Annotated in this window: 25 protein-coding genes; 6 read left to right on the top strand and 19 right to left on the bottom strand. The window is 68.0% G+C overall.

Annotation, left to right across the window (positions count from 1 at the left end; all coding sequences use genetic code 11):
- Positions 1-157 precede the first annotated feature (157 nt).
- Entirely contained in the window at positions 158-3,181 is a 3,024-nt protein-coding gene (locus ACM2ZB_RS07750; RefSeq protein ID WP_416058048.1) for a two-component regulator propeller domain-containing protein, read from the top strand.
- A gap of 121 nt (positions 3,182-3,302) precedes the next feature.
- Here the strand turns inward: ACM2ZB_RS07750 and rnt are convergent, their stop codons facing one another.
- The 15 genes from rnt to ACM2ZB_RS07675 all read right to left on the bottom strand — a co-directional run bounded on the left by rnt (position 3,303) and on the right by ACM2ZB_RS07675 (position 17,215).
- Positions 3,303-3,953, bottom strand: coding sequence for a ribonuclease T (gene rnt, locus ACM2ZB_RS07745; protein ID WP_416058047.1), 651 nt, complete (start codon positions 3,951-3,953; stop codon positions 3,303-3,305).
- A gap of 9 nt (positions 3,954-3,962) precedes the next feature.
- Positions 3,963-4,475, bottom strand: a complete 513-nt coding sequence (locus ACM2ZB_RS07740) for a DoxX family protein (RefSeq protein ID WP_416058046.1) — start codon at positions 4,473-4,475, stop codon at positions 3,963-3,965.
- A 22-nt stretch (positions 4,476-4,497) separates the two neighbouring features.
- Positions 4,498-5,253 (bottom strand): DUF2063 domain-containing protein, encoded by a 756-nt coding sequence (locus ACM2ZB_RS07735; protein WP_416058045.1) that lies wholly within the window; start codon positions 5,251-5,253, stop codon positions 4,498-4,500.
- Positions 5,246-6,121 (bottom strand): DUF692 domain-containing protein, encoded by an 876-nt coding sequence (locus tag ACM2ZB_RS07730; RefSeq protein ID WP_416058044.1) that lies wholly within the window; start codon positions 6,119-6,121, stop codon positions 5,246-5,248. The genes ACM2ZB_RS07735 and ACM2ZB_RS07730 overlap by 8 nt, the downstream gene beginning before the upstream one ends.
- Positions 6,108-6,461 carry a hypothetical protein gene (locus ACM2ZB_RS07725; protein WP_416058043.1) on the bottom strand — a complete coding sequence of 118 codons (354 nt, stop codon included), beginning with the start codon at positions 6,459-6,461 and terminating at the stop codon, positions 6,108-6,110. Before ACM2ZB_RS07725 ends, ACM2ZB_RS07730 begins: the two co-directional genes overlap by 14 nt.
- A gap of 1,025 nt (positions 6,462-7,486) precedes the next feature.
- Positions 7,487-8,194 carry a phosphate signaling complex protein PhoU gene (gene phoU, locus ACM2ZB_RS07720; protein ID WP_313438708.1) on the bottom strand — a complete coding sequence of 236 codons (708 nt, stop codon included), beginning with the start codon at positions 8,192-8,194 and terminating at the stop codon, positions 7,487-7,489.
- Positions 8,195-8,270: 76 nt separating this feature from the next.
- On the bottom strand, positions 8,271-9,101 hold the full coding sequence (gene pstB / locus ACM2ZB_RS07715; protein WP_313438704.1) for a phosphate ABC transporter ATP-binding protein PstB: 831 nt from the start codon (positions 9,099-9,101) through the stop codon (positions 8,271-8,273).
- Between the two features lie 19 nt (positions 9,102-9,120).
- A complete protein-coding gene (pstA, locus tag ACM2ZB_RS07710; RefSeq protein ID WP_416058042.1) occupies positions 9,121-9,984 on the bottom strand; it encodes a phosphate ABC transporter permease PstA in 864 nt (287 codons plus the stop codon).
- Positions 9,984-10,952, bottom strand: a complete 969-nt coding sequence (gene pstC, locus ACM2ZB_RS07705; protein ID WP_313438698.1) for a phosphate ABC transporter permease subunit PstC — start codon at positions 10,950-10,952, stop codon at positions 9,984-9,986. Before pstC ends, pstA begins: the two co-directional genes overlap by 1 nt.
- 79 nt (positions 10,953-11,031) lie before the next feature.
- A complete protein-coding gene (pstS, locus tag ACM2ZB_RS07700) occupies positions 11,032-12,120 on the bottom strand; it encodes a phosphate ABC transporter substrate-binding protein PstS (protein ID WP_416058041.1) in 1,089 nt (362 codons plus the stop codon).
- Between the two features lie 433 nt (positions 12,121-12,553).
- The gene (gene pstS, locus ACM2ZB_RS07695) at positions 12,554-13,573 is read right to left on the bottom strand and encodes a phosphate ABC transporter substrate-binding protein PstS (protein ID WP_313438692.1); all 1,020 of its coding nucleotides are present in this window, start codon (positions 13,571-13,573) and stop codon (positions 12,554-12,556) included.
- A 368-nt stretch (positions 13,574-13,941) separates the two neighbouring features.
- Complete coding sequence (locus ACM2ZB_RS07690) at positions 13,942-15,153, bottom strand: OprO/OprP family phosphate-selective porin (protein WP_416058040.1); 1,212 nt, start codon at positions 15,151-15,153, stop codon at positions 13,942-13,944.
- A gap of 250 nt (positions 15,154-15,403) precedes the next feature.
- A complete protein-coding gene (nth, locus tag ACM2ZB_RS07685; RefSeq protein WP_416058039.1) occupies positions 15,404-16,090 on the bottom strand; it encodes an endonuclease III in 687 nt (228 codons plus the stop codon).
- Positions 16,090-16,443 (bottom strand): hypothetical protein, encoded by a 354-nt coding sequence (locus tag ACM2ZB_RS07680; protein WP_416058038.1) that lies wholly within the window; start codon positions 16,441-16,443, stop codon positions 16,090-16,092. Before ACM2ZB_RS07680 ends, nth begins: the two co-directional genes overlap by 1 nt.
- A 4-nt stretch (positions 16,444-16,447) precedes the next feature.
- Complete coding sequence (locus ACM2ZB_RS07675) at positions 16,448-17,215, bottom strand: enoyl-CoA hydratase/isomerase family protein (protein WP_416058526.1); 768 nt, start codon at positions 17,213-17,215, stop codon at positions 16,448-16,450.
- A gap of 193 nt (positions 17,216-17,408) precedes the next feature.
- Between ACM2ZB_RS07675 and ACM2ZB_RS07670 the strand changes: the two genes are divergently transcribed.
- The 3 genes from ACM2ZB_RS07670 (at position 17,409) to ACM2ZB_RS07660 (ending at position 19,972) form a co-directional block, all read left to right on the top strand.
- On the top strand, positions 17,409-18,110 hold the full coding sequence (locus ACM2ZB_RS07670) for an FKBP-type peptidyl-prolyl cis-trans isomerase N-terminal domain-containing protein (protein ID WP_108768346.1): 702 nt from the start codon (positions 17,409-17,411) through the stop codon (positions 18,108-18,110).
- Positions 18,111-18,269: 159 nt separating this feature from the next.
- Positions 18,270-19,073: a CoA pyrophosphatase gene (locus tag ACM2ZB_RS07665; RefSeq protein ID WP_416058037.1), complete on the top strand. Its 804-nt coding sequence runs from the start codon at positions 18,270-18,272 to the stop codon at positions 19,071-19,073.
- The gene (locus ACM2ZB_RS07660) at positions 19,070-19,972 is read left to right on the top strand and encodes a sulfurtransferase (RefSeq protein ID WP_416058036.1); all 903 of its coding nucleotides are present in this window, start codon (positions 19,070-19,072) and stop codon (positions 19,970-19,972) included. Before ACM2ZB_RS07665 ends, ACM2ZB_RS07660 begins: the two co-directional genes overlap by 4 nt.
- A 239-nt stretch (positions 19,973-20,211) precedes the next feature.
- Here the strand turns inward: ACM2ZB_RS07660 and ACM2ZB_RS07655 are convergent, their stop codons facing one another.
- A complete protein-coding gene (locus ACM2ZB_RS07655) occupies positions 20,212-20,778 on the bottom strand; it encodes an N-acetylmuramoyl-L-alanine amidase (protein ID WP_416058035.1) in 567 nt (188 codons plus the stop codon).
- 72 nt (positions 20,779-20,850) lie between these two features.
- Here ACM2ZB_RS07655 and ACM2ZB_RS07650 point away from each other — a divergent pair, with 72 nt between their 5' ends.
- Both ACM2ZB_RS07650 and rlmKL read left to right on the top strand, forming a co-directional pair.
- Positions 20,851-21,378, top strand: coding sequence for a hypothetical protein (locus ACM2ZB_RS07650; RefSeq protein ID WP_416058034.1), 528 nt, complete (start codon positions 20,851-20,853; stop codon positions 21,376-21,378).
- A gap of 145 nt (positions 21,379-21,523) precedes the next feature.
- Positions 21,524-23,662 carry a bifunctional 23S rRNA (guanine(2069)-N(7))-methyltransferase RlmK/23S rRNA (guanine(2445)-N(2))-methyltransferase RlmL gene (gene rlmKL / locus ACM2ZB_RS07645; protein ID WP_416058033.1) on the top strand — a complete coding sequence of 713 codons (2,139 nt, stop codon included), beginning with the start codon at positions 21,524-21,526 and terminating at the stop codon, positions 23,660-23,662.
- Positions 23,663-24,256: 594 nt separating this feature from the next.
- On the opposite strand, the gene ACM2ZB_RS07640 is transcribed toward rlmKL, so the two are convergent.
- Genes ACM2ZB_RS07640 through ACM2ZB_RS07630 form a run of 3 tightly spaced genes read right to left on the bottom strand, consistent with a single transcriptional unit; the run spans position 24,257 to position 26,534 of the window.
- A complete protein-coding gene (locus ACM2ZB_RS07640; RefSeq protein ID WP_313438662.1) occupies positions 24,257-24,586 on the bottom strand; it encodes a DUF3325 domain-containing protein in 330 nt (109 codons plus the stop codon).
- A complete protein-coding gene (locus ACM2ZB_RS07635) occupies positions 24,583-26,217 on the bottom strand; it encodes a PepSY-associated TM helix domain-containing protein (RefSeq protein ID WP_416058032.1) in 1,635 nt (544 codons plus the stop codon). The genes ACM2ZB_RS07640 and ACM2ZB_RS07635 overlap by 4 nt, the downstream gene beginning before the upstream one ends.
- On the bottom strand, positions 26,214-26,534 hold the full coding sequence (locus ACM2ZB_RS07630; RefSeq protein WP_416058031.1) for a DUF3649 domain-containing protein: 321 nt from the start codon (positions 26,532-26,534) through the stop codon (positions 26,214-26,216). The genes ACM2ZB_RS07635 and ACM2ZB_RS07630 overlap by 4 nt, the downstream gene beginning before the upstream one ends.
- Positions 26,535-26,602: the final 68 nt, after the last annotated feature.

Here is a 26,602-nt window from a genome sequence, read left to right as displayed (position 1 = left end):
CGGGAGGGGTGTTTGGCCTATCATTCGCCCATCTCCCCAGCGTCCGCCCGATGATCCAGCCCGTTCCTGCCGGCGCGCCGCCCCGCGCGGCCCGGCTGTTCCTGTTCCTGCCTGTTGCCGTGCGCGGCAACCGCACCTGGCCGCTGCCGTTGCAGTAATGGGCGGGCAGGGGGCTGGCAGGCGCCTGGCGGGGCGCCACCCGGGAATACGCTTCAGTCGCCTGCTGCGGCTGGGCCTGCTGTGGCTGCTGCTGGCCCTGGCCGCGCCGCTGGCCGCGCAGAGCATGGCGCCGCCGCTGCGCGATTACGCCATCGATGTCTGGACCTCGCGCAACGGCCTGCCGCACAACTCCCTGCGTGATATCGCCCAGACCCCGGAAGGCCACCTGTGGTTCGCCACCTGGGAAGGCCTGGTGCGCTACAACGGCCTGGATTTCACCGTGTTCGACCGCAGCACCCGCCCGGGGCTGCGCGACAACGGCATCGGCGCGCTGCTGGTCGACCGCCAGGGCGGGCTGTGGATCAGCGATTCCCGTGGCAACGTCAGCTACCGCGGCACCGATGGCCAGTGGCGGGTCTGGGAGCACGGCGCCGATACGCCGGAAGTGCTGATCCAGGCCATGCAGATGGACAGCCAGGGCCGCCTCTGGCTGCTGTACGAAGGCAAGGGCATCGGTTACCTGACCCCGGAATCGGGCGTGGTCTACCAGCCACCGCCGCCGGACCTGCCGCTGGCGATGAGCTTCACCAAGCTGGTGGTCGATGCGCAGGACCGGGTCTGGATCGGCACGCTCGACGGTCTGGTGCTGCGCGACAACGATGGCGAGCTCAAGCGCGCGCCGGCCGCCTGGGGCGTGGACAAGGGCCTGACCTGGCCTTATCGCGCACCTGATGGTGCACTGTGGATCGTGGCCGGCGAACGCCTGTACCGGGTCGAGGATGACCGACTGGTGCTGGTCCACCGCCTGCCGGGGCAGCTGCACATGACCGCCATGCTGCAGGACCGCCACGGCGATCTGTGGCTGGGCACCGAGAACCAGGGCCTGCTGCGCATCTCCAGCCACGGGCTGGAGCGCCTGCCGGCCGGCCTGAACCTGCCCGGCGGCCGCGTGGTCAGCCTGCGCGAGGATGCCGAGGGCAGCATCTGGGTGGGCGCCAACGGCGGTCTGTATCGCCTGCGCGAAACCCTGTTCAGCAGCTACACCGAACGCGACGGCCTCAGTGGCGACTATGTGCGCACCGTGTTCGAGGACCGCGACCGCAAGCTCTGGGTCGGCAGCGCCAGCGGCCTGGACCAGCAGACCGCCGATGGCCGCTTCCGCCCGGTGCCGCTGCACAACCGCGGCGGCAAGCCACCGTCGGTGCTGAGCCTGGCCCAGGGGCCGGACGGCGATCTGTGGGTGGGCACCTTCGGCGATGGCGTCTACCGCCTGCGGCCGGATGGCAGCCTGCGCCACAACTACGGGCCCGCCGACGGCATGCCCGGTGGCAACATCCGCGCGATCAGCGTCGATCCATCCGGCGTGGTCTGGGCCGGCACGCAGAAGGGCGTGGTCCGCATCGATGGCGACCGCGTGCACGTGTCCAGCGTACCAGGCATGCCCGGTGGCCTGATCACCGCGCTGGAACACGACCACCAGGGCAATCTGTGGATCGGCACCATCGAGGGCATCCGCGTGCTGCGCGGTGACCATGTGCAGGCCATCGACCTGGCACCGATGGGCGGCGGGCGCAGCGTGTTCGGCTTCCACCAGCTGGCCGATGCGATGTGGATCAGCAGCGACCGCGGCCTGTACCGCTGGCACAGGAACCACCTGTCGCGGGTCGGCCTGGAGCAGGGCATGCCGGTCGATGCGGTGTTCCAGCTGGTGCCCGACCGCCTGGGCAACGTCTGGATCAGCAGCAACCGCGGCGTGCTGCGCACCGACATGGCCACCCTGAACGCCGTGGCCGATGGGCGTGCGCCGCGGGTCACGGTGGAGCGCTACAACGAGATCGACGGCATGGCCAACGCGCAGGCCAACGGCAGCTCGGGGCCCTCGGCCATCCTGCGCCAGGACGGCACGTTCTGGGTGGTGACTGCCGGTGGCCTGAGCACCGTGGACCCGCAGCGGCTGCAGCGCTTCCGCGAACGCCCCGCGCCGCCCGCCGCGATCGAGAACGTGCAGGTGGATGGCGCGCCGGTGCATTGGGAAGGGCCCGACCGCAACACGATTCCCGGCGGGCGCCGGCTGGCGGTGAGCTTCGTCGGCCTGAGCTACCTGATGTCCGACCGCATCCGTTACCGCACGCGGCTGGACGGCCTGGATGCCGGGTGGGTCGAACGTGGCGCGCAGCGCAGCGTGGAATTCGTCGGCCTGCCGCCGGGTGATTACACCCTGCACGTGGCCGCCTCGCACCCTGGGGGTACCTGGGGCCAGCAGGAGGCGGTGTGGAGCTTCACCGTCGAACCGTTCTGGTGGCAGCGGCACAGCGTGCAGGCGCTGATCGGCCTGCTGCTGCTGGCCGGCCTGGTGGCGCTGTACCGCTTCCTGCTGCAGCAGTACAAGGCCAGCAACCTGCGCCTGGCGCGGCGCGTGGACGAAGCCACCTTCGACCTGCAGGCGCAGACCGTGCACCTGCAGGCGCTGAACCAGGAAAAGACCGAGCTGGCCGAACGCCTGGCACGGCAGGCCGAAGCCTTCGAGCGCCAGGCCCGCGAGGACGCGTTGACCGGCCTGGCCAACCGCCGCGGCTTCGACGAAACCCTGGCCCGCGACTTTGCCCGCTCGCAGCGCAGCGGCCACCCGCTGAGCCTGGTGGTGCTGGACATCGATCACTTCAAGGAAGTGAACGACACCTACAGTCACAGCATTGGCGATGTGGTGCTGAAGGAAGTGGCCGAAGTGATCGCCGCCGCCTGCCGCGACTCGGACCTGCCGGCGCGTACCGGCGGCGAGGAATTCGCACTGCTGCTCAACGACACCCGCCTGGAAGAAGCGGCCCAGGTCTGCGCGCGCCTGCGTGGGCTGTTCCATGACCATCCGGACTGGGCCGGGGTGAAGGGCCTGCGCGTGACCTTCAGCGCAGGCCTGGTGGAACTGGCTGCCGACGACCGCACCCCCGCGCTGCTGTACCAGCGCGCCGACCGCGCGCTGTACCGCGCCAAGAGCGACGGCCGCGACCGCACCAGCATCGGTTGATGCCCATCCACGCATGGCGTGGATCTACTGGGCAACGACTGCGCCATCCACGCATGGCGTGGATCTACGGTTGCCGTAGTAGATCCACGCCATGCGTGGATGCGGTTGCGCCGTTGGCTGCTTATCGCGGCCAGGCGTTGGCAATCGTGCAGAACAACCGCGCCGTCTGCTCGGTGTCGTACACCGCGCTGTGCGCCTCGTTCGCATCCCAGCCCAGCCCTGCGGCATTGGCCGCGCGGGCCAGCACCGTCTGCCCGTAGGCGATACCGGCCAGGGTGACCGTGTCGAACACGCTGAAGGGGTGGAAGGGATTGCGCTTGTGGCCGGTGCGGGCCACCGCCGCGTTGACGAAGCCCAGGTCGAAATGGGCGTTATGCCCGACCAGGATCGCGCGCTGGCAGCCGTACTTCTTCATCGCTGCGCGGACCGGAGTGAAGACGTGGTCCAGCGCGGCCTTCTCTTCCTTGGCCAGCCGGAACGGGTGGTCGAGGATGATGCCGGTCACTTCCAGCGACTTCGGGTCGATTTCCAGGCCCTCGGCCGGCACCACGTGTGCGCTGGCGGTCTGGCCGGGGTAGAGCAGGCCGTTCTCGTCCATCTCGATCGGCACGGCGGCGATTTCCAGCAGCGCGTTGCGCTGGCTGTCGAAACCGCCGGTTTCCACGTCCACCACCACCGGCAGGAAGCCACGGAAGCGTTGCGACATCGCGCGCTGCGCCTGGGGTACTGCGGAAACGGAGGCGGCGTCAGCTGCGGGAGTGGGGTCATTCATGCGCGGATTCTAGCAGAGCGACCCTGAGCGCCCGCCGGCCCGCCGTGCGATCCACGCGTCCAGGCTCAGGCGCCCGGCACCGCTGAACAGCAGCGGCAGCAGCATGGCCATGAACAGCACCGGCAGCTTGAAGTTGCCGAAGCCCTGGTCGCTGATCGCATAGCCCATCGCCAGCTCGCCCAGTGACGTCCAGTGCATCGGCCAGTGCACCGCGTAGGTGGCCACCACGGTCAGCACCAGCAGGCTGGCGGCGGCCAGGCGCGTGCCCAGGCCCAGCAGCAGGCAGAGCGCGCCGGCAAGCTCGAACCAGGTGGCCAACTGCCAGTTCACGCTGGCCGGCAGCTGGTCGAAGGGAAACGGGAACGCACCCTGCAGTTCGGCGAACCAGTTCTGCCCGTGCAGCTTTTCGCGGCCGGATTCGAAGTATTCCCAGGCCAGCAGCAGGCGCAGGCCCTGCGGCGCCAACCACGGGCCGCAGCGGTCCAGCTGGCCGCGCACGGCGGCCAGGGCGGGGGTGTTCATCAGGGGAGTCTCCTTGCGGCGGTCAGGCCGCGGGGGGCAGGGGGCCGATCACACCGGCCTGCAGGAACTGCTGCAGCAGTTGGGTGCCTGGTGCTGCCAGGCCATCGGCGTCGAGGTGATGCAGGGCGGCCAGCTGCCGCAGCTGCTGCTGGCCGGTTGCGCCGGGCGCTTCGCCGATCAGGGTCAGCAGGTGCACGGCCAGCGGGCTGAGGTGGGCAAAGCGCACCACGCCGTCGGCATCGCGGCGGACCAGCAGGCCGGTGGCCTCCTCGGGCGGCTGATCGGGTGCGTCCTCGGCGCCCAGCCGGTGCACCGGCCAGCGGTACAGCAGCGGCCAGGCCAGCGGCGAGCGCTGCAGCGGAACCTGCAGGGGGTCGATGCCGGTCGCTGCGGGCAGCGGTTCGGCCGCATGCTGGTACAGCGCGGTTTCCACCCACTCGTAATGGGCCAGTTCGGCCAACGCCGGGTGCGGCAGCGTGGGCTGCGCCTGCAGCCACTGCACGAACTCGGCGGCCACTTCGGTGAACAGCGGCGTGCGCGCCGGGTGGCTGGCGAAGTAGTGCCGTACCAGCGCGCTCCAGGCCGGTTCGCCCAGCAGGCGCACGCAGACCGGGAAGCCGGTCGCCAGCAGGCCCAGCAGGTTGTTGAACAGCAGCCGCCGGTACACCGCCACCCGCCGCGGATCCAGATCCTGCGGTGCCGGAACCCTTTCCGGATCACGCAGGTGCGCGGTGAAGGCCTGTTGCTGCGCGCGCAGGCGCCCGGGCGCGTCAGCCATGGGCGGCACCGGCATGGGCGGCCTGCAGGCGGCGGATGGTGCGCAGTTCGCCCTGCAGTTCGGCATAGGGCGGGAAATTGAAATCGCGTTCGAGCAGGGTGGGGCGGGGGCCGAAGCGTGCGTAGCTGCGCTCCAGCAGCGCCCAGACCGGGTCGATCACTGCGCTGCCATGGGTGTCGATCTTCAGGTCCGGGGCCTCGTCCAGATGCCCGGCCACGTGCAGGCAGGCGATGCGCCGGGCCGGCAGGCCGGCGATGAAGGCATCGGCATCGTAGCCGTGGTTGCAGGCGTTGACGTACACATTGTTGACGTCCAGCAGCAGGTCGCAGTCGGCCTCGGCCAGCACCGCGTTGGTGAAGGCCAGTTCATCCATCGCCGGCTGCGGGGCCAGGTAGTAGGACACGTTCTCCACTGCGATGCGGCGGCCCAGGATGTCCTGCACCTGGGCGATGCGCGCCGCGGTATGGCGCACGGCCTCGTCGGTGAAGGGAATCGGCAGCAGGTCGTACAACTGGCCCTCGTCGCTGCAGTAGCTCAGGTGTTCGCTGTACAGGTGCACCTGGTGCTGCTCGAGGAAGTGCCCCACCTGCTGCAGCAGCTGCAGGTCCAGGGGGGCGCTGCCGCCCAGCGACAACGACAGGCCATGGCAGCTCAGCCGGTGCCGCGACGAAAGTTCAGCCAGCGCGTCGCCGGCCGGGCCGCCCACGCCGATCCAGTTTTCCGGCGCGCATTCGAGGAAGTCGAAATCGCCGGCGGGTGCATCGCGCAGGTCCGCCAGCAGCGCCCGGCGCAGGCCCAGCCCGGCGGCCGCCGCAGGCAGCGGCGACCGCGGGTGGGCCATGCTGGCGCGTGCGTCAGTGCTTGGCACCGCACTTGCCTTCGCCACACTTGCCTTCGGCCGACTTCTTGTCGCCACCGGTCTTGGCCTTGGCATCGGCAGCCGTACCGCTCTTGGCCTTGCCCTTGTCGGCGCCGCACTTGCCTTCTGCAGTCTTGCCATCGGCGCCGCACTTGCCCTCGGCGTGCTTGGCGTCAGCATGCTTGGCCTCGGTTGCCTTCGCATCGCTGGCCTTGGCAGCCTGGCCCGCCACCAGGTAACCCTGGGCAAGATCGGTCATGCTCAGGGCCGAAGCACTGGCAGTCACGCCCAGGCCTGCAGCCAGGGCGGTGGCGGTCAGCAGGGACAGGGTCTTGTTGGAACTGCTCATCGGTCGTACTCCTTGGGTGGTGGGCAGGCGCCCGGGGTGAAACGATGGTGCAGTGATCGTACTCAAGGAATCCTCGCCGAAACCTCAAATTTTCGTGAGCTTTGCCGCAGGCGGGAAGGGGGGCGGCGCACGGCATCCACGCATGGCGTGGATCCACTGCTGGCCGGCAGCTCAAATTTCCGTGAGGTCTGCCGCGGGCGGGAAGGGGGGGCAGCGCACGGCATCCACGCATGGCGTGGATCTACTGCTGGCCGGTAACTCAAATTTCCGTGAGGTTGGCCGCGGGCGGGAAGGGGGCGGCGCACGGCATCCACGCATGGCGTGGATCTACGGCTGGCCGGTAACCCGAATTTCCGTGAGGTTGGCCGCGGGCGGGAAGGGGGCGGCGCACGGCATCCACGCATGGCGTGGATCTACGGCTGGCCGGCAACTCAAATTTCCGTGAGGTTGGCCGCGGGCGGGAAGGGGGGCGGCGTACGGCATCCACGCATGGCGTGGATCTACTGCTGGCCGGTAACTCAAATTTCCGTGAGGTTGGCCGCGGGCGGGAAGGGGGCGGCGCACGGCATCCACGCATGGCGTGGATCTACGGCTGGCCGGCAACTCAAATTTCCGTGAGGTTGGCCGCGGGCTGGAAGGGGGCGGCGTACGGCATCCACGCATGGCGTGGATCTACTGCTGGCCGGTAACTCAAATTTCCGTGAGGTTGGCCGCGGGCGGGAAGGGGGCGGCGCACGGCATCCACGCATGGCGTGGATCTACGGCTGGCCGGCAACTCAAATTTCCGTGAGGTTGGCCGCGGGCGGGAAGGGGGGCGGCGCACGGCATCCACGCATGGCGTGGATCTACTGCTGGCCGGCAACCCGGATTTCCGTGAGGTTTGCTGCGGGCGGTAGGGACCAGGAGCACGGCATCCAGTAGATCCACGCCATGCGTGGATGAACGCCCGGATCGCGCGGAAAAAAAAAAGGCCCCTGTCATGCCGACAGGGGCCCTGGACGCGTTTCCGCTGTTGCAGCGCAGTATCAGACGTGGTCGGCGCTGGACGTCTCGTCGCGCTTCTCGCGCGGCGGCAGCGGCTGCTCACCGTGCACCAGGAACCACACGTTCTCGGCGATGTTGGTGGCGTGGTCGCCCACGCGTTCCAGGTTCTTGGCCATGAACAGCAGGTGGGTGCACGGGGTGATGTTGCGCGGGTCTTCCATCATGTAGGTCAGCAGCTCGCGGAACAGCGCGGTGTACTGCGCGTCCAGGCGGGCGTCGTCCTGGCGCAGGGCGATGGCGGCCTCGGCATCGTTGTCGCGGTAGGCGGCGATGGCGCGGCGCACCTGCTGCGCGGCCAGGCGGCCCAGGGCACGCAGGCCCTGGATCTGCGGCAGCGGCGGTACCTTGCCCAGTGCGATGGAGCGCTTGGCCACGTTGGCGGCGTAGTCGCCAATGCGTTCGATGTCGGCCGGAATGCGCAGGCCGGCCAGGATCTCGCGCAGGTCGCGGGCCATCGGGCCGCGCAGGGCCAGACGCATCACGTCGTGGCTGATCTGCTGTTCCAGCGTGTCGATCGCTTCATCGTTGGCGATGATGCGATGGGCGGCGTTCTCGTCGCGCTTCTCGATGACGTCCATCGACGCCTCCAGCTGGGCGACAGCCATCTCGCCCATGCGCACGATCTCGGCCACCAGCCGCTGCTGTTCTTCGTCGTAGCTCTTGACGATGTGGTCGTTGGGAAGATTCATGGTTGTTCCGCTCTGTAGAGTCGAGCCATGCTCGACTGACGTTGTCTGTAGAGTCGAGCCACGCCCGACTGCCGCTTCAACCGAAACGACCGGTGATGTAATCCTCGGTCTGCTGCTTGGACGGCTGCGAGAAGATCACTTCGGTGCGGTCGTGCTCGATCAGGTCGCCCAGGTACATGAAGGCGGTGTAATCGGACACGCGCGCGGCCTGCTGCATGTTGTGGGTGACGATGACGATGGTGTACTCGTGCTTGAGCTCCTCCACCAGCTGTTCGATGCGGCTGGTGGAGATCGGGTCCAGCGCCGAGGTCGGCTCGTCCAGCAGCAGCACCGACGGGCGCAGGGCCACGGCACGGGCGATGCACAGACGCTGCTGCTGGCCACCGGACAGGCCCAGGGCGCTCTGCCCCAGCTTGTCCTTCACTTCGTCCCACAGCGCGCCCTGGCGCAGGGCCTGCTCGACGCGGTCGGCCATGTCGGCCTTGCTCAGCTTCTCGTGGTGGCGGATGCCATAGGCCACGTTCTCGAAGATGGTCATCGGGAACGGCACCGGCTTCTGGAACACCATGCCGACCTTGCTGCGCAGGCGGTTCATCGGGTACTTGGGCGAGAGGATGTTCTCGCCGTCCAGCAGCACTTCGCCACGCGCTTCCAGCTTCGGGTACAGCGCGTAGATGCGGTTGAAGATGCGCAGCAGGGTCGACTTGCCGCAACCGGAGGGGCCGATCAGCGCGGTCACGCGCTTTTCCGGAATCTCCAGGTTGATGCCCTTGAGGGCGTGGAACTTGTCGTAGTAGAAGTCCAGACCACGCGCGGCCAGCTTGACCGGCGACGGCGCGTGCAGGTTCTCGTGCGAGGCCGGCACCGCGATGCGCTGCATGGGCACGGCGTTGGAGAGGTCGTTCATGGCGTTATCCACGGAAAGGTCAGTCATGGGAGATACGGTTGCGCAGCAGGATGCCGCGCGCAGAGAGGCTGACCAGCAGCACGAACACGGTCAGCACCAGCGCGCCGGCCCAGGCCAGCACCTGCCAGGATTCATACGGGCTGCCGGCGAACTGGTTCATCACCACCGGCACCGAGGCCATCGGCTGAAACACGTTGCTGTTCCAGTACTGGTTGCCGAAGGCGGTGAACAGCAGCGGTGCGGTTTCACCGGAAATGCGGGCCAGGGCCAGCAGGATGCCGGTGATGATGCCGGCCGAGGCGCTGCGGTACAGCACCTGGACGATAACCTTCCACTGCGGGATGCCCAGCGACAGGGCGGCTTCGCGCATCTGCGAGGGCACCAGGCGCAGCATTTCATCGGTGGTGCGCACCACCACCGGCAGCACGATGAAGGCCAGCGACAGCGCACCTGCGAAGGCGGAGAAGCTGCCGCCGGTCTGCATCACGTACAGGGTGTAGACGAACAGGCCCAGCACGATGGACGGTGCCGACAGCAGGATGTCGTTGACGAAGCGGACCACGGTGCCGGCCTTGCGGGCATTGCCGTACTCGGCCAGCCAGGTGCCGGCCAGCACGCCCAGCGGGGTGCCGATGCCGATCGCCAGCGCACACATCACCGCGCTGCCGAAGAAGGCGTTGGCCAGGCCGCCTTCCTGCATCGGCGGCGGGGTCATCTTGGTGAACAGATCCAGGTTGATGCCGGCCAGGCCCTTGGCGGCCAGGGTGAACAGGATCCAGCCCAGGAAGAACAGCCCGAACAGAGCGGTGGCGCAGGACATCGCGATGGCGACGACGTTGCCGATGCGGCGGCGCAGGTACAGGGAGTCAGCGGTGGTGGACATCAGTTGCCCTCCTTGCGGGACAGGCGCATCAGCATCAGGCGGGCGATGGCCAGCACGATGAAGGTGACGATGAACAGGACGAAGCCGAGCAGCAGCAGCGCCGAACGATAGGTTTCAGTGGCCTCGCCGAAATCGTTGGCGATCAGCGCGGCGATGGTGGTGCCCGGTTCCAGCAGCGACGGCGACAGGCGCACGCTGTTGCCGATCACGAAGGCCACGGCCATCGTTTCGCCCAAGGCACGGCCCAGGCCGAGGAACACGCCGCCGATGACGGCCGAGCGGGTGTAGGGCAGCACGATGTCCCAGCTCACTTCCCACTTGGTGGAACCCAGCGCATAGGCCGATTCCTTCAAGCGGGTCGGCACGGTCAGGAACACTTCGCGCATCACCGAGGAAATGAACGGGATGACCATGATCGCCAGCACAAAACCGGCGGTGAGCATGCCGATGCCCAGCGGCGGGCCCTGGAACATCGGGCCGATGATCGGCCATTCGCCCAGGGTTTCGTTGAGGAACGGGGTGACGTACTCGGTCATCACCGGCACCAGCACGAACAGGCCCCACATGCCGTAGATGATCGAGGGAATGCCCGCAAGCAGTTCGATGGCGGTACCGACCGGACCCCGCAGCCAGCGCGGCGCGACTTCGGTCAGGAAGAAGGCGATACCGAAGCTGACCGGCACGGCGATGACCATCGCGATCAGCGCGGTGACCAGGGTGCCGTAGATCGGCGCGAGGGCGCCGAACTTGTTTTCGACCGGATTCCAGTCGGAGGAGAAGAAGAAGCTCAGGCCCTGCATCTGCAGGGCATGGCGGCCGCCCCACAGCATGGACAGCGCGGCGCAGGCCAGGGCGATCAGGACGAAGATGACGGTGCCGACCAGCACCCATCGGAATAGTTTGTCGTTGCGGGCATCACGCGCATCGCGCGTGGACGGGGCGGCTACAGGCTGGGCGATGGCATTCATGGGGACGGCTGGGCCAGGAAAGGGGGCGGCACGACGTGCAAGGGACGGTGCCCGCGCGGGGCGGGCACCGTCGGGTCCATCACTTCAGCTCGGTGCCCCAGTAGGCCTCGATCTGCTTGGTCAGTTCGGCCGGCAGCGGCACGTAGTGCAGCTCGTTGGCCTGGGCCTGGCCGTTCTCGAAGGCCCACTTGAAGAAGGCCAAGGTGTCCTGGTTGCGCTTGGCGTCCTTCGGCTTCTTCTGCATCAGCATGAAGTTGGTGGCGGTGATCGGCCACGCCTGCTCGCCCGGGGCGTTGGTGATGACCAGGTTGAAGTCCTTGGCGCTGGCCCAGTCGGCGCTGGCGGCAGCGGCGGCGAAGGTTTCAGCGTTCGGCTGCACCCAGGTGCCTGCGGCGTTCTGCAGGGCGGTGTACGGCATGGCGTTCTGCAGGGCGTAGGCCAGCTCGACGTAGCCGATGGAGCCCTTGATCTGCTTCACGTAGGAAGCAACGCCTTCGTTGCCCTTGCCACCGACGCCGTCCGGCCACTGCACCGAGGTGCCTTCGCCGACCTTGGTCTTCCACTCCGGGCTGACCTTGGACAGGTAGTTGGAGAAGTTGAAGGTGGTGCCCGAACCGTCCGAACGGTGGACGATGGTGATCTTGCCGTCCGGCAGGGTCACGCCCGGGTTGGCCGCGGCGATGGCCGGGTCGTTCCAGGTCTTCACCTTGCCCAGGAAGATGTCGGCCAGCAGGGCGCCGGTCAGGCGCAGCTTGCCCGCTTCCAGGCCTTCGATGTTGACCACCGGCACCACGCCGCCGATGGCGGACGGGAACTGGGCCAGGCCGGCCTGGGCCAGCTCGTCGCTGCTCAGCGGCTTGTCCGAGGAACCGAAATCGACGGTGCCGGCCTTGATCTGGGCGATGCCGCCACCCGAACCGATCGACTGGTAGTTGATCTTGGCGCCGGTGGCGGTGTTGTAGTCAGCCGACCACTTGGACACCAGCGGGAAGATGAAGGATGCGCCGGCGCCGGAAACTTCGGCGGTCACCTTGGCACCGGCAGCGGCCGGGGCGGCAGCGGCGTCGGCAGCCGGCTGCTGCGCGGCCTGCTTGTCGCCACCGCAGGCCGACAGGCCCAGGGCGATGGCCAGGGAAAGGGCGGCGAGGCCGGCCGAGTGCAGTTTCATGTTCACTCCATAGCGGGGAAGAGCCGACGTCGTCGGCGGATGCGGCTATGAAATGATGTTTTTGTTACAGCCGTATGACGTCCATGACAGAGGTGTCGGACATCACGTTCTGACAAGGGTTTCACGGGGTCCGGGCGCTCGCCGGCGGGGCCGCCAGGGGCCGTCGGGACCCCGGAATGCGCGCGGCGGCCGGGCGCCTTTCGCCTTTGTAGAGTCGAGCCATGCTCGACTGCTCCTGCCCTTGTAGAGCCGAGCCGATGCTCGGCTGCCCTTCGCCGTTGTAGAGCCGAGCATGGGCTCGGCTCTACAACGTCACGGGCAGGCCCGCGCCCCCCAAAAAGAAAGGCGCCAGACCATGAAGGTCCAGCGCCCGGTGGGGTCGGCGGGGGAGAGAGGACCCGCCGACCCCCGTTCCTGCGGGGGAACGCCTTGCTCAGTACTTCAGGTTTTGCGACCAGTAGGTCTCGATCTGCTTGACCAGGGTGTCCGGCAGCGGCACGTAGTCCAGCTGCTTGGCCTGTGCATCGCCGTTCTTGTAGATCCAGCGGAAGAACTCCTGGGTCGCCTTGGCGCCGCCCACGTTCTTCGGCTGCTTGCGCACCAGGATGAAGTTGGTGGCGGTGATCGGCCACGCTTCGGCGCCCGGAGCGTTGGTCATGACCAGGTAGAAGTCCTTGGCATTGGCCCAGTCAGCGCTGGCGGCCGCAGCCGAGAACGAGGCGTCCGACGGCTGCACGATCTTGCCGGCGGCATTCTTCATGGCCGCGTAGGACATCTTGTTCTGCAGGGCGTAGGACAGTTCGACGTAGCCGATGCCGCCCTTGATCTGCTTCACGTAGGCAGCAACGCCTTCGTTGCCCTTGCCGCCGATGCCGGCCGGCCACTGGACCGAGGTACCTTCACCGACCGAGGACTTCCACTCCGGGCTGACCTTGGACAGGTAGTTGACGAAGTTGAAGGTGGTGCCCGAACCGTCCGAACGGTGGACGATGGTGATCTTGGCGTTCGGCAGGGTCAGGCCGCTGTTCAGGGCGACGATGGCCGGATCGTTCCAGGTCTTGATCTTGCCCAGGAAGATGTTGGCCAGGGTCGGGCCGTCCAGCTTCAGCGCGCCCGGGGCGACGCCGGCAACGTTGATGACCGGCACCACGCCGCCGATCACCGACGGGAACTGGGCCAGGCCTGCAGCCGCCAGCTCTTCCGGCTTCAGCGGGGCATCGGAAGAACCGAAGTCCACGGTCGCGGCCTTGATCTGGGCGATACCGCCGCCGGAGCCGATCGACTGGTAGTTGACCTTCTTGCCGGTTGCGGTGCTGTAGTCCGCCGACCACTTGGACATGACGGGGAAGATGAACGAAGCGCCCGCGCCGGTTACATCGGCGGCGTTGGCGGCGAACACGGACGATGCAGCCAGAATGGCGACAGCGGCGCGCGACTTGAAGGCGTGGATCACGGGAGAGACTCCTGGGGTGGTCGAAGGGCGGCTGCCCGACGTTTCGGTGCACATTCCATAACGGTTACGTGACACGCCCGCGTCTGTCATATGACGCAACTGTGACAGGCGTCATGGTCATCCCCGAAGCCCCCTCGGAAGCCTTGCAGCGCCTTGGGAACGGCGTATCGGCCGGCACGGGCGGACAGCGTCCAGCGGCGTGCGGGCAGCCGCGCTGCGGTCTCCTGGCCGTCGTCAGCCGGCCGCATCGTGCGCTGCTGCGCACCTTCGCGCACGAACGGCAGCCGGTCGTTACCGGCCGCGCCCGGGCCCACAACGACGAAGGCACGGCCGGAGCCGTGCCTTCGTTGCAACGCGTGCTTCCGGTCTTACCAGAAGAACTGCGCGCGGGCTTCCAGGATGTTCGGATCGTCATTGACGAAGCCGCGGGCAGCAGAGCTGTACTTCTTGCTGTCCACCATCACGTAGTTGACCATGAACTTGAAGTTCGAACGCCAGTACCAGTTGGCGCCGACGGTCCAGATGTCCATCTTGCCGCCCAGCACGCCATCGACGATCGGCGGGCGACCGGCGACCGGGTTGGCCGACAGGTTGCCGTCGTTCAGGTCCATGTGGTCGTAACGCACGCCCAGCTGCCACTGGCCGCCGGCCGGGTTGTTCGGCAGGCCGGTACCCGGGGTGCCACCCTTGTAGCTCCAGGTTTCGCCGGTGACGTTCCACACGCCGCTGATGTAGTAGCCGTCGCTGGTGTAGTTGTCGTGGTCGTAGCGCTTGGCCTTGCTGGTGTAGTACTCGGCCTGGGCCTTGAACGGACCCTGGAAGTACATGGCTTCGGCACCGAGGGTGCTGACGCGGTCGGTGTCGGTCATGTTGCCGCTGTCGACCAGGCGCGCGGTGGCCAGGTCGGCGTTCGGGCGGGCACGCACGCGCAGGGTGTCAGCGTCGGCGTCGTAGTCGACGTAGCTCAGGCCGAAGTGCAGGACCTGGCCCTTCTCGTTGATCGGGGCGAAGGTGCCGCGGGCGCCGTAGCCGCTGCCGTGGGCCAGGTTGCGGGTCAGTTCGCGGCCGAAGGCGCTGGCGGTGACCGACCAGTTGTCCTGGCCGTAGCTGTAGGCGCCGCCGAGGCGACGGGCAACCGCATAGGTGTTGGTGACAGCAGCCTTGGAGATGAAGTCGTTGTTCTTGGTGCTGGACAGCTCTTCCAGGCTGTTGGGCTGCTTGAACTGGCCGGCCTGGATGAAGTGGTTGGCGTTGCCCAGCAGCTTGTACTTCACGTTGGTGTCGAGGAACTTGTCGGCCTTGGCGTCATAGCCGACCACCCATTCCACGTTGCCCGGGCCCTTGCCCTTCAGCACCAGCTCTGCGCGGCGCAGTTCGAATTCGCTGTCCTTGCCATTGCCGGCGTCACCGCCGTTGAGGTCCACGACATCATTGTCGAACCAGTTGCCGTCGGCCTGGACCAGGCCTTCGAAGGTGATTTCCGAACCGCCGATCACATCGATGGCGACTTCAGCGTGAGCGGCCGGCACATACAGCGCGGCAGCCACGGCCACCGTCAGGAGTTGGTGATGCAGTTTCATGGAGAGGAGCCTTGCAGGCAGGTGGGAAGATGCGCGCAGGCTAAAAGGTAAAGATTGCGTAAATGTGACAGTTCACGCGCGGCCGACATCCGCCGCAGGCCCCGTCGCGTCAGGGGCTGCTGATGAAAACGCTTGCATGTGACGCTGCCGTTGCGCACGGATTGCAATCGATCCACGCCATGCGTGCATGCTTTCCGGCGGTGGGTCGGAGCCCTTTCTGCGAAAGGGATCCGACCCAGGGTACACACGCCTACGCGGCGGTTTTTTCCTTGAACCGACACAGGTCGGCAATCACGCAGCCGGGGCAATCCGGCTTGCGCGCCTTGCACACGTAACGGCCATGCAGGATCAGCCAGTGGTGTGCATCCAACAGGAACTCGGCTGGAATGGCCTTGACCAGGCGGTCTTCCACCTCGCGCACGTTCTTGCCCGGCGCCAGCCCGGTGCGGTTGGAAACGCGGAAGATGTGCGTGTCCACGGCCATCACCGGTTCGCCGAAGGCGGTGTTGAGCACGACGTTGGCGGTCTTGCGGCCAACCCCTGGCAGCGCTTCCAGTGCTTCGCGGTCGCGTGGCACTTCGCCGCCGTATTTCTCCAGCAGGATCGCGCAGGTGGCGATCACGTTCTTCGCCTTCGCATTGAACAGGCCGATGGTGGCGATGTATTTCTTCAGGCCGTCCTCACCCAGCGCGAGGATCTTCGCCGGCGTGTTGGCTACCGGGAACAGACGGCGCGTGGCCTTGTTGACGCCCACATCGGTGGCCTGCGCCGACAGCGCGACGGCCACCAGCAGTTCGAACGGCGAGCTGTATTCCAGTTCGGTCTTCGGGTGCGGATTGAGTTCGCGCAGGCGGGTGAACATCTCCACCACATCCGCGCGCGGCATCACGCTGCCACGACGCGCCGGTGCGCGCGGGGTTTTCTTCGCAGTGGCCATTACTGCTCCTTGCCTGCGGCGCGGGCCTTGGCCCGGGCGAGGATCGCGGCGGCCGCAGCGGGCAGGGCGGGTTTGGCGTCGGTTGCCGGTGCCGGCGTGCGACGTGCATCACGTTCGGCTTCGCGGCGGGCCAGGCGCACGGCACGCGAGCGGTAGCGCTCGCGCGCAGCCCAGGCGCGCTGCAGGTGCTGCTGTGCCTGCTGCAGGCATTGCGGTAGATCCGGGTGGCCGGGCAGCAGCTGCGCATCAGCATCGCGCGCGATGTAGTCCATCAGGCCGGACTGCAGGGCGCCATCGAGATCATCTGCCTGGACCCGGGCAAACAGCTGCACGGGGTTGGGTCGGGATGCCATGGCGTCAGCGGTTCTGGAAGGCCGGCGGGCGGCGCTGCAGGAAGGCACTGGTGCCTTCGCGCATGTCTTCGGTGGCGAACAGCAGGCCGAACTGCGCGCTTTCGTACTCCAGGCCGGCCTCCAGGCTGCATTCGCCGCCCACGTGCACGGCATCGAGCAGGCCGCGCAGGGCCAGTGGCGCCGAACGCGCCAGCTGCCGGGCCACGTCCTGCACACGGTCATCCAGCTGGTCCGCAGGTACCACCTGATTGACGATGCCCAGCTCCAGGGCGCGGGCGGCGTCGATCGGCGCGCCCAGCAGGCACAGTTCCAGCGTGGCCGCGCGGCCGCACAGGCGCAGCAGGCGCTGGCTGCCGCCGAAGCCCGGGATCAGCCCCAGGTTGATCTCCGGTTGGCCGACTTTGGCGGTATCGGCCGCAATGCGCAGGTGGCAGGCCATGGCCAGTTCCAAGCCGCCACCCAGCGCGAAGCCGTTCACGCGGGCCACGACCGGCTTGGGCATGCGCTCGATCTGGCGCATCAGGGCCTGCCCCAGCAGGGAGAAATCACGTCCCTGAACTGCGCTGAGGGTGTTCATCTCGGCGATGTCGGCGCCCGCCACGAAGGCCTTGGGGCCGGCCCCGGTCAGCACCACCACACGCACGTCCGGGTCTGCCGCAGCGGCGCTGAAGGCCTCGGCCAGGGCCTGCAGGGTGGCGCCGTTGAGGGCGTTGAGCTTTTCCGGGCGCTGCACGGTAACGGTGCGGATGGCGCCGTCATCGGTCACGGCCACGGGGTGGTCGGCGGGGGCTGAGGCCACGGAAAACTCCTGGAACGTTAAAAAAAAGTGATATTGAACTCTTGAAACGCAGACAGGTCATAGCCTGCGAGGTCAGTAGCGGTTACACGTTGTGGCCGTTATCCTAACCCGTCGCCTCAGGGCGGCGCAGAACGTCCCTGAGTTACCACCCCTGGAGAACTGTTTGATGAAGTTGCGTTCTATCGCGGTCGCCGTCGCGGCCCTGGCCCTGACGGGCAATGCCCTCGCCCAGGACGTCGCGTCCGAAAAGGGCAAGCTGAGCTATTACTTCGGTTACGACTACGGCAACAACCTGGCGGAGCTGACCGGTCGTGGTGAGCAGCTGGACATCAACTCGGTGGTGAAGGGCCTGCAGGACGCCTACGCCAAGAAGCAGCCGGCCATTACCGCCGAGCAGCTGAAGCCGGCCGTTGAAGCGTTCCAGAAGCGTGAGCAGGGCCGTGCCCAGGCCGCCAAGGCCGAGTACGAAAAGGCTGCTGCCGAAAACAAGACCAAGAGCGACCAGTTCGTTGCGGCCAACAAGGCCAAGGCGGGCGTGCAGACCCTGCCGAGCGGCGTTCAGTACCGTGTGATCGAAGCCGGCAAGGGTGCCAAGCCGACCCAGGCCAACACCGTGCAGCTGGAAGTGGCCGGCCCGTACCCGTTCGGCCAGCGTCCGACCGAAGCCCGTCCGGCCCAGCAGATTCCGTCGATCAAGGTCAGCGAAGTCGAAATGAAGGCCATGCGCGAGACCCTGCTGCAGATGCCGGCGGGCTCGAAGTGGGAAATCACCCTCCCGCCGGATCAGGCCTATGGTGCCGACCCGCGCACCGGCTTCCCGCCGAACGTGGCGGTGCAGTTCGAAGTCAAGCTGGTCAGCGTCAAGTAAATCGAAGCAGTGCAAACAACGCGCCGGTGGCCTCCACCGGCGCGTTTCTGTTTCCGCTGTGCGGTGGCCGTTGCGCGGTGCGCTGCACGGTGATCGCGCGCAGTGTCGCAACCGTCCCCAACAGCAGCCATTCGCGTTACTGTTGCAGGGGTGCAAACTATGGAAGAACCGGCGCGTGTTGTCGCAAGCCCCTGCATTGGAGTGTGCAAGCTGGATCACAGCCGGCTGTGCGCCGGGTGCGGGCGACATATTGACGAAATCGCCCGGTGGTCGTCGATGAGCGACGCCGAACGCAGCCACATCCTGCACCGCGTGCTGCCCCTGCGCGAACAGCTGCAGCAGTCGCTGCGTGGATCGCTGGCCGAACACGAACGCCTGCTGCGCGCGCTGCACCCGCTGTCCGAACCGCCGATGGGTGACGGCTGGAACCGCAGTGAACTGAGCGATCTGCTGCCCCCTGGTCCGCCGGTGGAAGCGGCCGTGCTGGCTGGCATCGTGCCGCGCGCCAGCGGCGCCCAGGTCATCCTGACCCGGCGCACCGAAACCCTGCGCACCCACGGTGGCCAGGTCGGTTTTCCCGGCGGCCGTACCGAAACGGACGACCGCGACGCCCTCGCCGCCGCCCTGCGTGAGAGCCAGGAAGAAATCGCGCTGGCACCGGGCCAGGTGCAGGCCCTGGGGTATCTCGATCCGTTCGTGACCATCACCGGCTACCGGGTGACCCCAGTCGTGGCGGTGATCGATCCTGATTTCGTGCCGGTACCGCAGCCCAGCGAAGTGGCGGAAGTATTCGAAGTGCCGCTGGATTACCTGATGGCCGCCGACAACCTGCACCAGGTCGAGATCAACCATCGCGGCCGCATCCGCCATGTCCTGGAATACGGCTGGCCTGGCCAGCGCATCTGGGGCGCGACCGCTGCCATCCTCTACAACCTGCGCCGCCGCCTGGAGCAAGTGCAATGAAGCCGATCGATCCGCCGTGGACCACCCTGGTCGAAGTCGCCACCCTGGCCGCTGCGCTGGGGGATGGCGTGCGCGTGGTGGACGCCCGTGCCACCGCAAGCACCGCCGTGCGCGTGGTCGATGCGCGCGCCACGCTGGCCGACCCGCAGGCCGGGGCAGGCCAGTACGCCGCCGGGCATATCCCCGGCGCGGTGCATGCCGACCTCAATCGTGACCTGTCCGATCTGGCCCGCACTGGCCACGGCCGCCATCCGCTGCCGGCCAGCGACGCCTTCGCCGCCCGGTTGGGGCAGTGGGGCATCACCCCCGACACCCAGGTGGTGGTCTACGACGGCAGCGACGGCAGCATGGCCGCCGCCCGCCTGTGGTGGCTGCTGCGGCTGATCGGGCACACCCGGGTGGCGGTGCTGGACGGCGGCATCGCCGCCTGGCAGGCCGCAGGCCAGCCGCTGGCCACCGGCCACAGCGAGGTGCCTGCACAGCCCGCCTATCCGGGCCGCTTCGACACCACCCAGGTCGCTACGGCCGATGAAATCGCCGCACGCCTGAAGCACGCCCCCGGCTGGCTGGTGGACGCCCGCGCCGGCGAGCGTTTCCGTGGCGAAGTGGAGCCACTGGATCCCGTCGCCGGCCACGTGCCCGGCGCGGTCAACCGGCCGTTTGCCCTGAACGTACTGGAAGGCCGCCTGCGCGACCCGCAGGAGCTGCGCGCCGAACTGCAGAGCGTGATCGGCAACCAGGATCCCCAGCGCGTGGTGCTGATGTGCGGTTCGGGCGTGACCGCCTGCCACCTGCTGCTGGCCATGGAAAGCGCCGGCCTGACCGGCGCCCGCATCTATGCCGATTCCTGGAGCGGCTGGGTCAGCGACAGCACCCGCCCGGTCGCCACCGGCGCCTGACGGCGCGCCGGGGTCGGATGCACATCCACGCATGGCGTGGCTCTACTGTCGAGCAAGCTCGACGCCTGTCGCGGCCAGTAGATCCACGCCACGCGTGGATGAAATCCACCAGATATCGAATCCCGGATTGGGGTCAGAGCCCGTTGCGCAGCAACGGGACCCACCCCGCCAACCCGCAGCAAACCAGCTTCTGACGTTGACGTTGATTCTGCAGGTGCAGGGCGCAGCCCTGCCACCATTCAACCCAACCGCTGCAACGGCACCCGCTCCAGCACCCGCGCCCACGGAAACAACGGCCCCGGATCCCGCTTCCGCGCCACCCTCAGCGCCGGATCATCACTGGCCGGCACCTGCTCCAGATCCAGCTGGTCGTGCCCGGCAATCCCCCGCAGCGACGGATACCGCGCCACCAGCGCCTGCAGCAGCCCTTCCAGCGCCACCAGCTGCGCCTCCGTATACGGCTCGTCCATCGCCTGGTGGCGGCTGTCGAACCAGTGCGGGTAGCGACCGGTATTGACCAGCTCGATGCCCACGCTGTCGGCGTTCATGCCGCGCACGTGGTGGGCGATGCGCTCCGGCGCCACGTACTGCACCACGCGCCCATCGCGGTCGATGTAGAAGTGCCCGCTGTTGCCGGCACCACTGTCGTACAGCACGCGCTCTCCGTACTCGCGCGCCATCGCCAGATCGGGCAGCTCGGTGCAGTGAATCACCACCAGCGCCAGCGTGGCCGGGTCACGCAGCGGCAGAAGGTCGTGGTAGGGCAGGGGCTGCAGCTGCAGGCCGGGCAGGAGCGGGGTGGGCATGCGGCGATGCTAGCATTGCGGGATGAACCTGCCTTCCCGAACGACGTTGAACCGCTCCCTGGGAGCGCATGCATGAGCCGCGGCCACTGCATCCTGTCCCACGGCTTCGAGAGCGGCCCGGAGGCCACCAAGGTCACCGCACTGGCCGAGGTTGCCGAGCGCCTGGGCTGGACCCACGAGCGCCCGGACTACACCGATCTGGACGCGATGAGCGAGGTCAGCCGTGTTGGCGACGTGCGCACCCGCCTGCAGCGGCTGATGGAACGTGCCGCGGCGGCGGCCGCACAGGGCCCGGTGGTGCTGGCCGGGTCCAGCCTCGGCGCCTACATTTCTGCTGTCGCCTCGCTGCAGGTACCGGTGGCCGGCCTGTTCCTGATGGTGCCGCCCACCACCATGGGCCCGATGCCGGCGCTGGACGCGGCCGCCGTGCCGATCAGCGTCGTCCAGGCCTGGCATGACGAGGTGGTCCCCGCCGCCGGGGTGATCGCCTGGGCGCAGGCACGCTCGGCCCAGCTGCTGCTGGTGGACGACGGCCATCGCCTGGAACGCCACGTGGAGGCCTCCGCGCAGGCCTTCGAGCGCCTGTTGCGCCAGCTGTGAAGCCCGGGCGCACAGCGCGCCCGCCCGCTTTGACTACAATGGCAGCCCCGCCGCCCCCGGCGCGGGCCTGCCGGCCGTGCCTACGGCCCTCCTTTCCGACTGGCCCGGCCCCTGTGCCGCGCCCGACCACCTGCGAACCGATCCCGTGAAATTCTTCGTCTCCTGCGCCAAGGGCCTGGAATACCTGCTTGCCGATGAACTGTCGGCCCTGGGCCTTGGCAAGGCCACTGCCACCATTGCCGGCGTGAATGCCGAAGGCGAACTGGAGCAGGCGCTGCGGATCGTCATGTGGTCGCGCCTGGCCAGCCGCGTGCTGTGGCCGATCGACGAATTCGAGTGCCCGGACGAGCAGGCCCTGTACGACGGCGTGCGCGCGCTGCCGTGGCACGAGCACATCAAGCCGGAAATGACCCTGGCGGTGGACGCGCACGTGTCCGGCGACAAGATCACCCACGCGCGCTTCGCGGCGCAGCGGATCAAGGACGCCATCGTCGACCGCATGCGCGATGAAGGCCTGGAACGCCCCTCGGTCAACACCGACCTGCCCGACGTGCGCGTGAACCTGTCGCTGCGCAAGGGCCGTGCCTCGCTGTCGATCGACCTGGGGGGGGGGCCGCTGCACCGCCGTGGCTGGCGCGGTGCCGCCCATGAGGCGCCGCTGAAGGAAAACCTGGCCGCCGCGCTGCTGCTGCGCGCGCAGTGGCCGCGCCTGCACGCCGCCGGTGGTGGCCTGCTGGACCCGATGTGCGGCAGCGGCACGCTGCTGATCGAGGGCGCGCTGATGGCCGCCGATGTTGCCCCTGGCCTGATGCGCCATGGCAGCCTGCCGCCGAGCCGCTGGCTGGGCTTCGACAAGGCCGCCTGGAAGACCATCCAGAACGAAGCGCGTGAGCGTGAGGCCGCGGGCCTGGCCGCGCTGAAGCCGGTCATCCACGGCAGCGACATCGATCCGGTGGCCATCCAGGCCGCGCGCGAGAATGCCGAAGTGGCGGGCGTGGCCCACGCCATCCGCTTCACCCGCGCCGACGTGGCCGATCTGGCCGCGCCGGAGCAGGAAATCGGTGCCGTGGTCTGCAACCCGCCCTACGACGAGCGCCTGGCCGCCGATCCGGCACTGTACCGCGCGCTGGGCAATGCGCTGCAGAAGGCGGTGCCGCAGTGGCGCGCCAGCCTGCTGTGCGGCAATGACGAACTCGCTTTCGCCACTGGCCTGCGCGCCGGCAAGAAGTACCAGATGTTCAACGGTGCGCTGGAATGCGCGCTGATCGTCTGCGACCCGATCGCCGTGCCCGGCCGCGACCCGGCGCAGCCGCGCGAGCTGAGCGAAGGTGCGCAGATGGTGGCCAACCGCCTGCGCAAGAACCTGAAGAAGTTCAAGAGCTGGCGCGCGCGCGAGGACATCACCTGCTTCCGTGCCTACGATGCTGACCTGCCGGAATATGCAGCCGCCATCGACGTCTACGAAGAGGACGGTGGCCAGCACCGCACCTTCCTGCACGTGCAGGAATACGCCGCCCCGGCCGCGATTCCGGAAAACGATGTGCGCCGCCGCCGCAATGAACTGCTGGCCGCCGCGCGCGAAGTGTTCGGTGTGCCGCCGGAGCAGGTGTCGATGAAGTCGCGCGAGCGCGGCAAGGGCGGCAGCAAGTACGGCCGCTTCGAGCAGCGCGACGAGTTCATCGTGGTGCGCGAGAACAACGCGCTGCTGCAGGTGAACCTGTTCGACTACCTCGATACCGGCCTGTTCCTGGACCATCGCCCGCTGCGCCGGATGATGGCCGAGCAGGTGCGTGGCAAGCGCTTCCTCAACCTGTTCTGCTACACGGGCGTGGCCAGCGTGCAGGCGGCGGTGGCCGGTGCGGCCAGCACCACCAGCGTCGATCTGTCGGCCACCTACCTGCAGTGGTGCTACGACAACCTGGCGCTGAACGGCCAGGGCGGCAACCAGCACCTGCTGGTGCAGGCCGATGCGATGGCCTGGCTGGAAGGCGACCGCGGCCAGTACGACGTGATCTTCTGCGATCCGCCGACGTTCTCGAACTCGGCCCGTGCCGATGACTTCGACGTGCAGCGCGAGCAGTTGAAGCTGTTGCGTGCGGCGATCGCACGCCTGGCGCCGGGCGGCGTGCTGTATTTCTCCAACAACTTCCGCCGCTTCAAGCTGGAAGAGAACGCCATCGCCGAGTTCGCCCAGTGCCGCGAAATCACCGCGCGCACGATTGGTCCGGACTTCGAGCGCAACGCGCGCATCCACCGCGCGTGGGAGTTGAAGCGCCTGGGTTGACCGGTAGCGCCGGGCCATGCCCGGCGTAGCTCCACGTCATGCGTGGATGCGCGGTGCCTGGATGGGGTCAGCGCCCTTGCGCCATGCGCAAGGGATCCGACCCCGGCAGGCCATGCCCGTAGTAGATCCACGCCATGCGTGGATGCGCGGTGCCAGGATGGGGTCAGCGCCCTTGCGCCATGCGCAAGGGATCCGACCCCGGCAGGCCATGCCCGTAGTAGATCCACGCCATGCGTGGATGCGCGGTGCCTGGATGGGGTCAGCGCCCTTGCGCCATGCGCAAGGGATCCGACCCCGGCCGGCCATGCCCGTAGTAGGTCCACGCCATGCGTGGATGCGCGGTGCCTGGATGGGGTCAGCGCCCTTGCGCCATGCGCAAGGGATCCGACCCCGGCCGGCCATGCCCGTAGTAGATCCACGCCATGCGTGGATGCGCGGTGCCTGGATGGGGTCAGAGCCCTTGCGCCATGCGCAAGGGATCCGACCCCGGCCGGCCATGCCCGTAGTAGATCCACGCCATGCGTGGATGCGCGGTGCCTGGATGGGGTCAGAGCCCTTGCGCCATGCGCAAGGGATCCGATCCCGGCTGGCGGATTACAGCAGCGCCACCACCAGTCCGGCCACGGGCAGCACGATCGCCAGGGGCGCGATCCACGCGGGGCGATACGGGTACAGGCCGAAGGCCAGCGGCACGCCGGCCAGGGTCAGCGCGCCCAGCCACAGCACCGGGCCCATCGCCCAGCCGTGGTCGACCACGCACAACGCGAACGCGACCGTCAGCAACGCCCAGCCCAGCACGCGCCACTGCGTGCGCCGCGCCGGCGCGGCGGCGGCCTTGCCATGCAGATCCTGCTGGTGCTTTTCCATCGCCAGCGACAGCGCGGTGAACGCAGAGAACGACAGCGTCAGGGCCAGCAACATCATGCGCTGGCTTCCGCTTCGGCCGCCGCGTTCGCAACCGGTGCCTTGGCGGCTGCGGCTGCCGCCGCCCGCTTCTTCTTTTCAGCCGCGCTCAGCGGTGGTGTCCAGCGCTGCATGCGCCAGCCGCACAAGGCCAGCATGGCGCCGAAGGCCAGCATCGACAGATCGAAACCGGCCAGCACCCAATCGCCAGTGCGCAGGGTCACGCCCAGGTGTGCGTGGGTGGTGAATGCATTGACCACCGGTACCAGCGCGAACGCGGCCGCGCCCAGGTACAGCTGCCAGGCCCACATCATCCGCTTCGGCCAGAGGAAGGCGGCCAGCAGAGCGGCCGCCCACGCGTAGAAGAACACGTTGGCCTCGGCATCGGAGCGTTCGGCCATGTCCAGCGGCAGCAGGCGGTTGCCCCAGAAGTACGCAGCGAAGGCAATCGGCAGGCCGGCCACCGCGCCGATGTTCAGTGCATCCACCAGGCGCAGGCCGAAGCCGATACGGCCGCTCTTGGCATGCTTGGGCCGTTCCTTCACTGCCCACAGCACCACGCCGCTGGCCACCATCAGGCAGCCGGTCAGGCCGGACAGGAAGAACAATGCCCGCAGCCCCCAGTCGGCGAAGCGGGCCAGGTGCAGCCCGTACATCACACCCCGGGTGGCGGTGGCGCCGCCGGAGGGCGGGCTCGCTTCCAGCAATGCACCGCTGACCATGTCATAGCGCAGCGCCGGGGTGTCGGTGGACAGGCGCTTGCCATCGCGCTGGCGGATGTCGATCACCGCATTGCCTGCGCCGGGATTGGAGACGGTGAAGCCGGCCACTTCAATGCCGTTCCACTGCGCCCGTGCACTGTCCAGCAGCTGCGCGATCGGCAGCGGCGTGGCGCGGCCTGCGGCCGGTGCGCTCACCTCGGGCATGCCGCCGAAGGCTTCGGCGAAGAATTTGTCCTCGTCCTGCGGGTAGGCCACCTTCACGCCCCACGGCAGGTACATGATCATCAGGGTGACGATGCCGGTGTAGGTGATCATCGCGTGGTAGGGCAGGGCCATCACTGCGCTGACGTTGTGGAAATCCAGCCACGACCGCAGGCCCTTGTCCTTGCGGAAGGTGAAGAAGTCCTTGAAGATTTTCTTGTGGGTGATGACGCCGGTGATGATGGCCACCAGCATGAACATCGCGCAGAAGCCCACCAGGTAGCGCGCCCAGTACACCGGGATGTAGTGCAGGTCGAAGTGCAGGCGGTAGAAGAAATCACCGCCACGGGTATCGCGCGCTTTCAGTTCGTTGCCGGTGTTCGGGTCCAGGGTGGCATCACCGAAGGCACCGCGACGTCCCTTGGACGGATCGGCCTGGTCGGCCGGCACGCGCCAGAAGGTGGTCATGGCCGGGTTGCGCGGCTGCGGCAGGGTCACGTACCACATCTCGGCATTGCCGGCGTTGGCCTGCAGGTAATCGATGGCGCGCTGCGCGGCCACGTCGGTGCTGACCTTGGCGCTGGGCAGCTCCGGGCGCATCCAGCGGCTGATCTCTTCGCGGTAGTAGCTGGCGGTGCCGGCCATGAAGATCAGCAGCAGCAGCCAGCCGACCAGCAGGCCGGTCCAGGTGTGCAGCCAAGCCATCGACTGGCGGAATCCGTTCTTCATGCCCAGGCCCCCAGCAGGCGCGATGCCGCGGCCAGCAGCAGGGTGGGGGCAAGGATGCCGACCCAGGCGCGCAGCGCGCTGCGGGTGGCGAAGGCCCACAGTGCGGCGCAGGCGGCGACCACGATGGCCAGCAGCATGCCGGTCAGCACGGCCTGGCCGCGCGCGGCGGGCAGCGCAACGGCGCAGAACACGCTGGTCATCGAGGCCAGCGCGTAGCCACCGAAGATCGCAGCCAGGGAACGGGACAGCACTCCCCAGCGTTCGCTGGCGAAGAAGCTGCTGAGGCGGGAGCTGGCAAGTTCGGGCGAGCGGTCCACGGCGGTCCTGCAGGTTGCGTTGGAAGTAAGGCCGGCGCGCCGAAGCACGCCGGGGTTGGCCATCCCTG

The organism is Stenotrophomonas maltophilia (assembly GCF_047782825.1).
GTDB lineage: Bacteria > Pseudomonadota > Gammaproteobacteria > Xanthomonadales > Xanthomonadaceae > Stenotrophomonas.
Note: the sequence above shows the minus strand (reverse complement) of the source record. Positions and strands in the feature narration are given on the sequence as shown.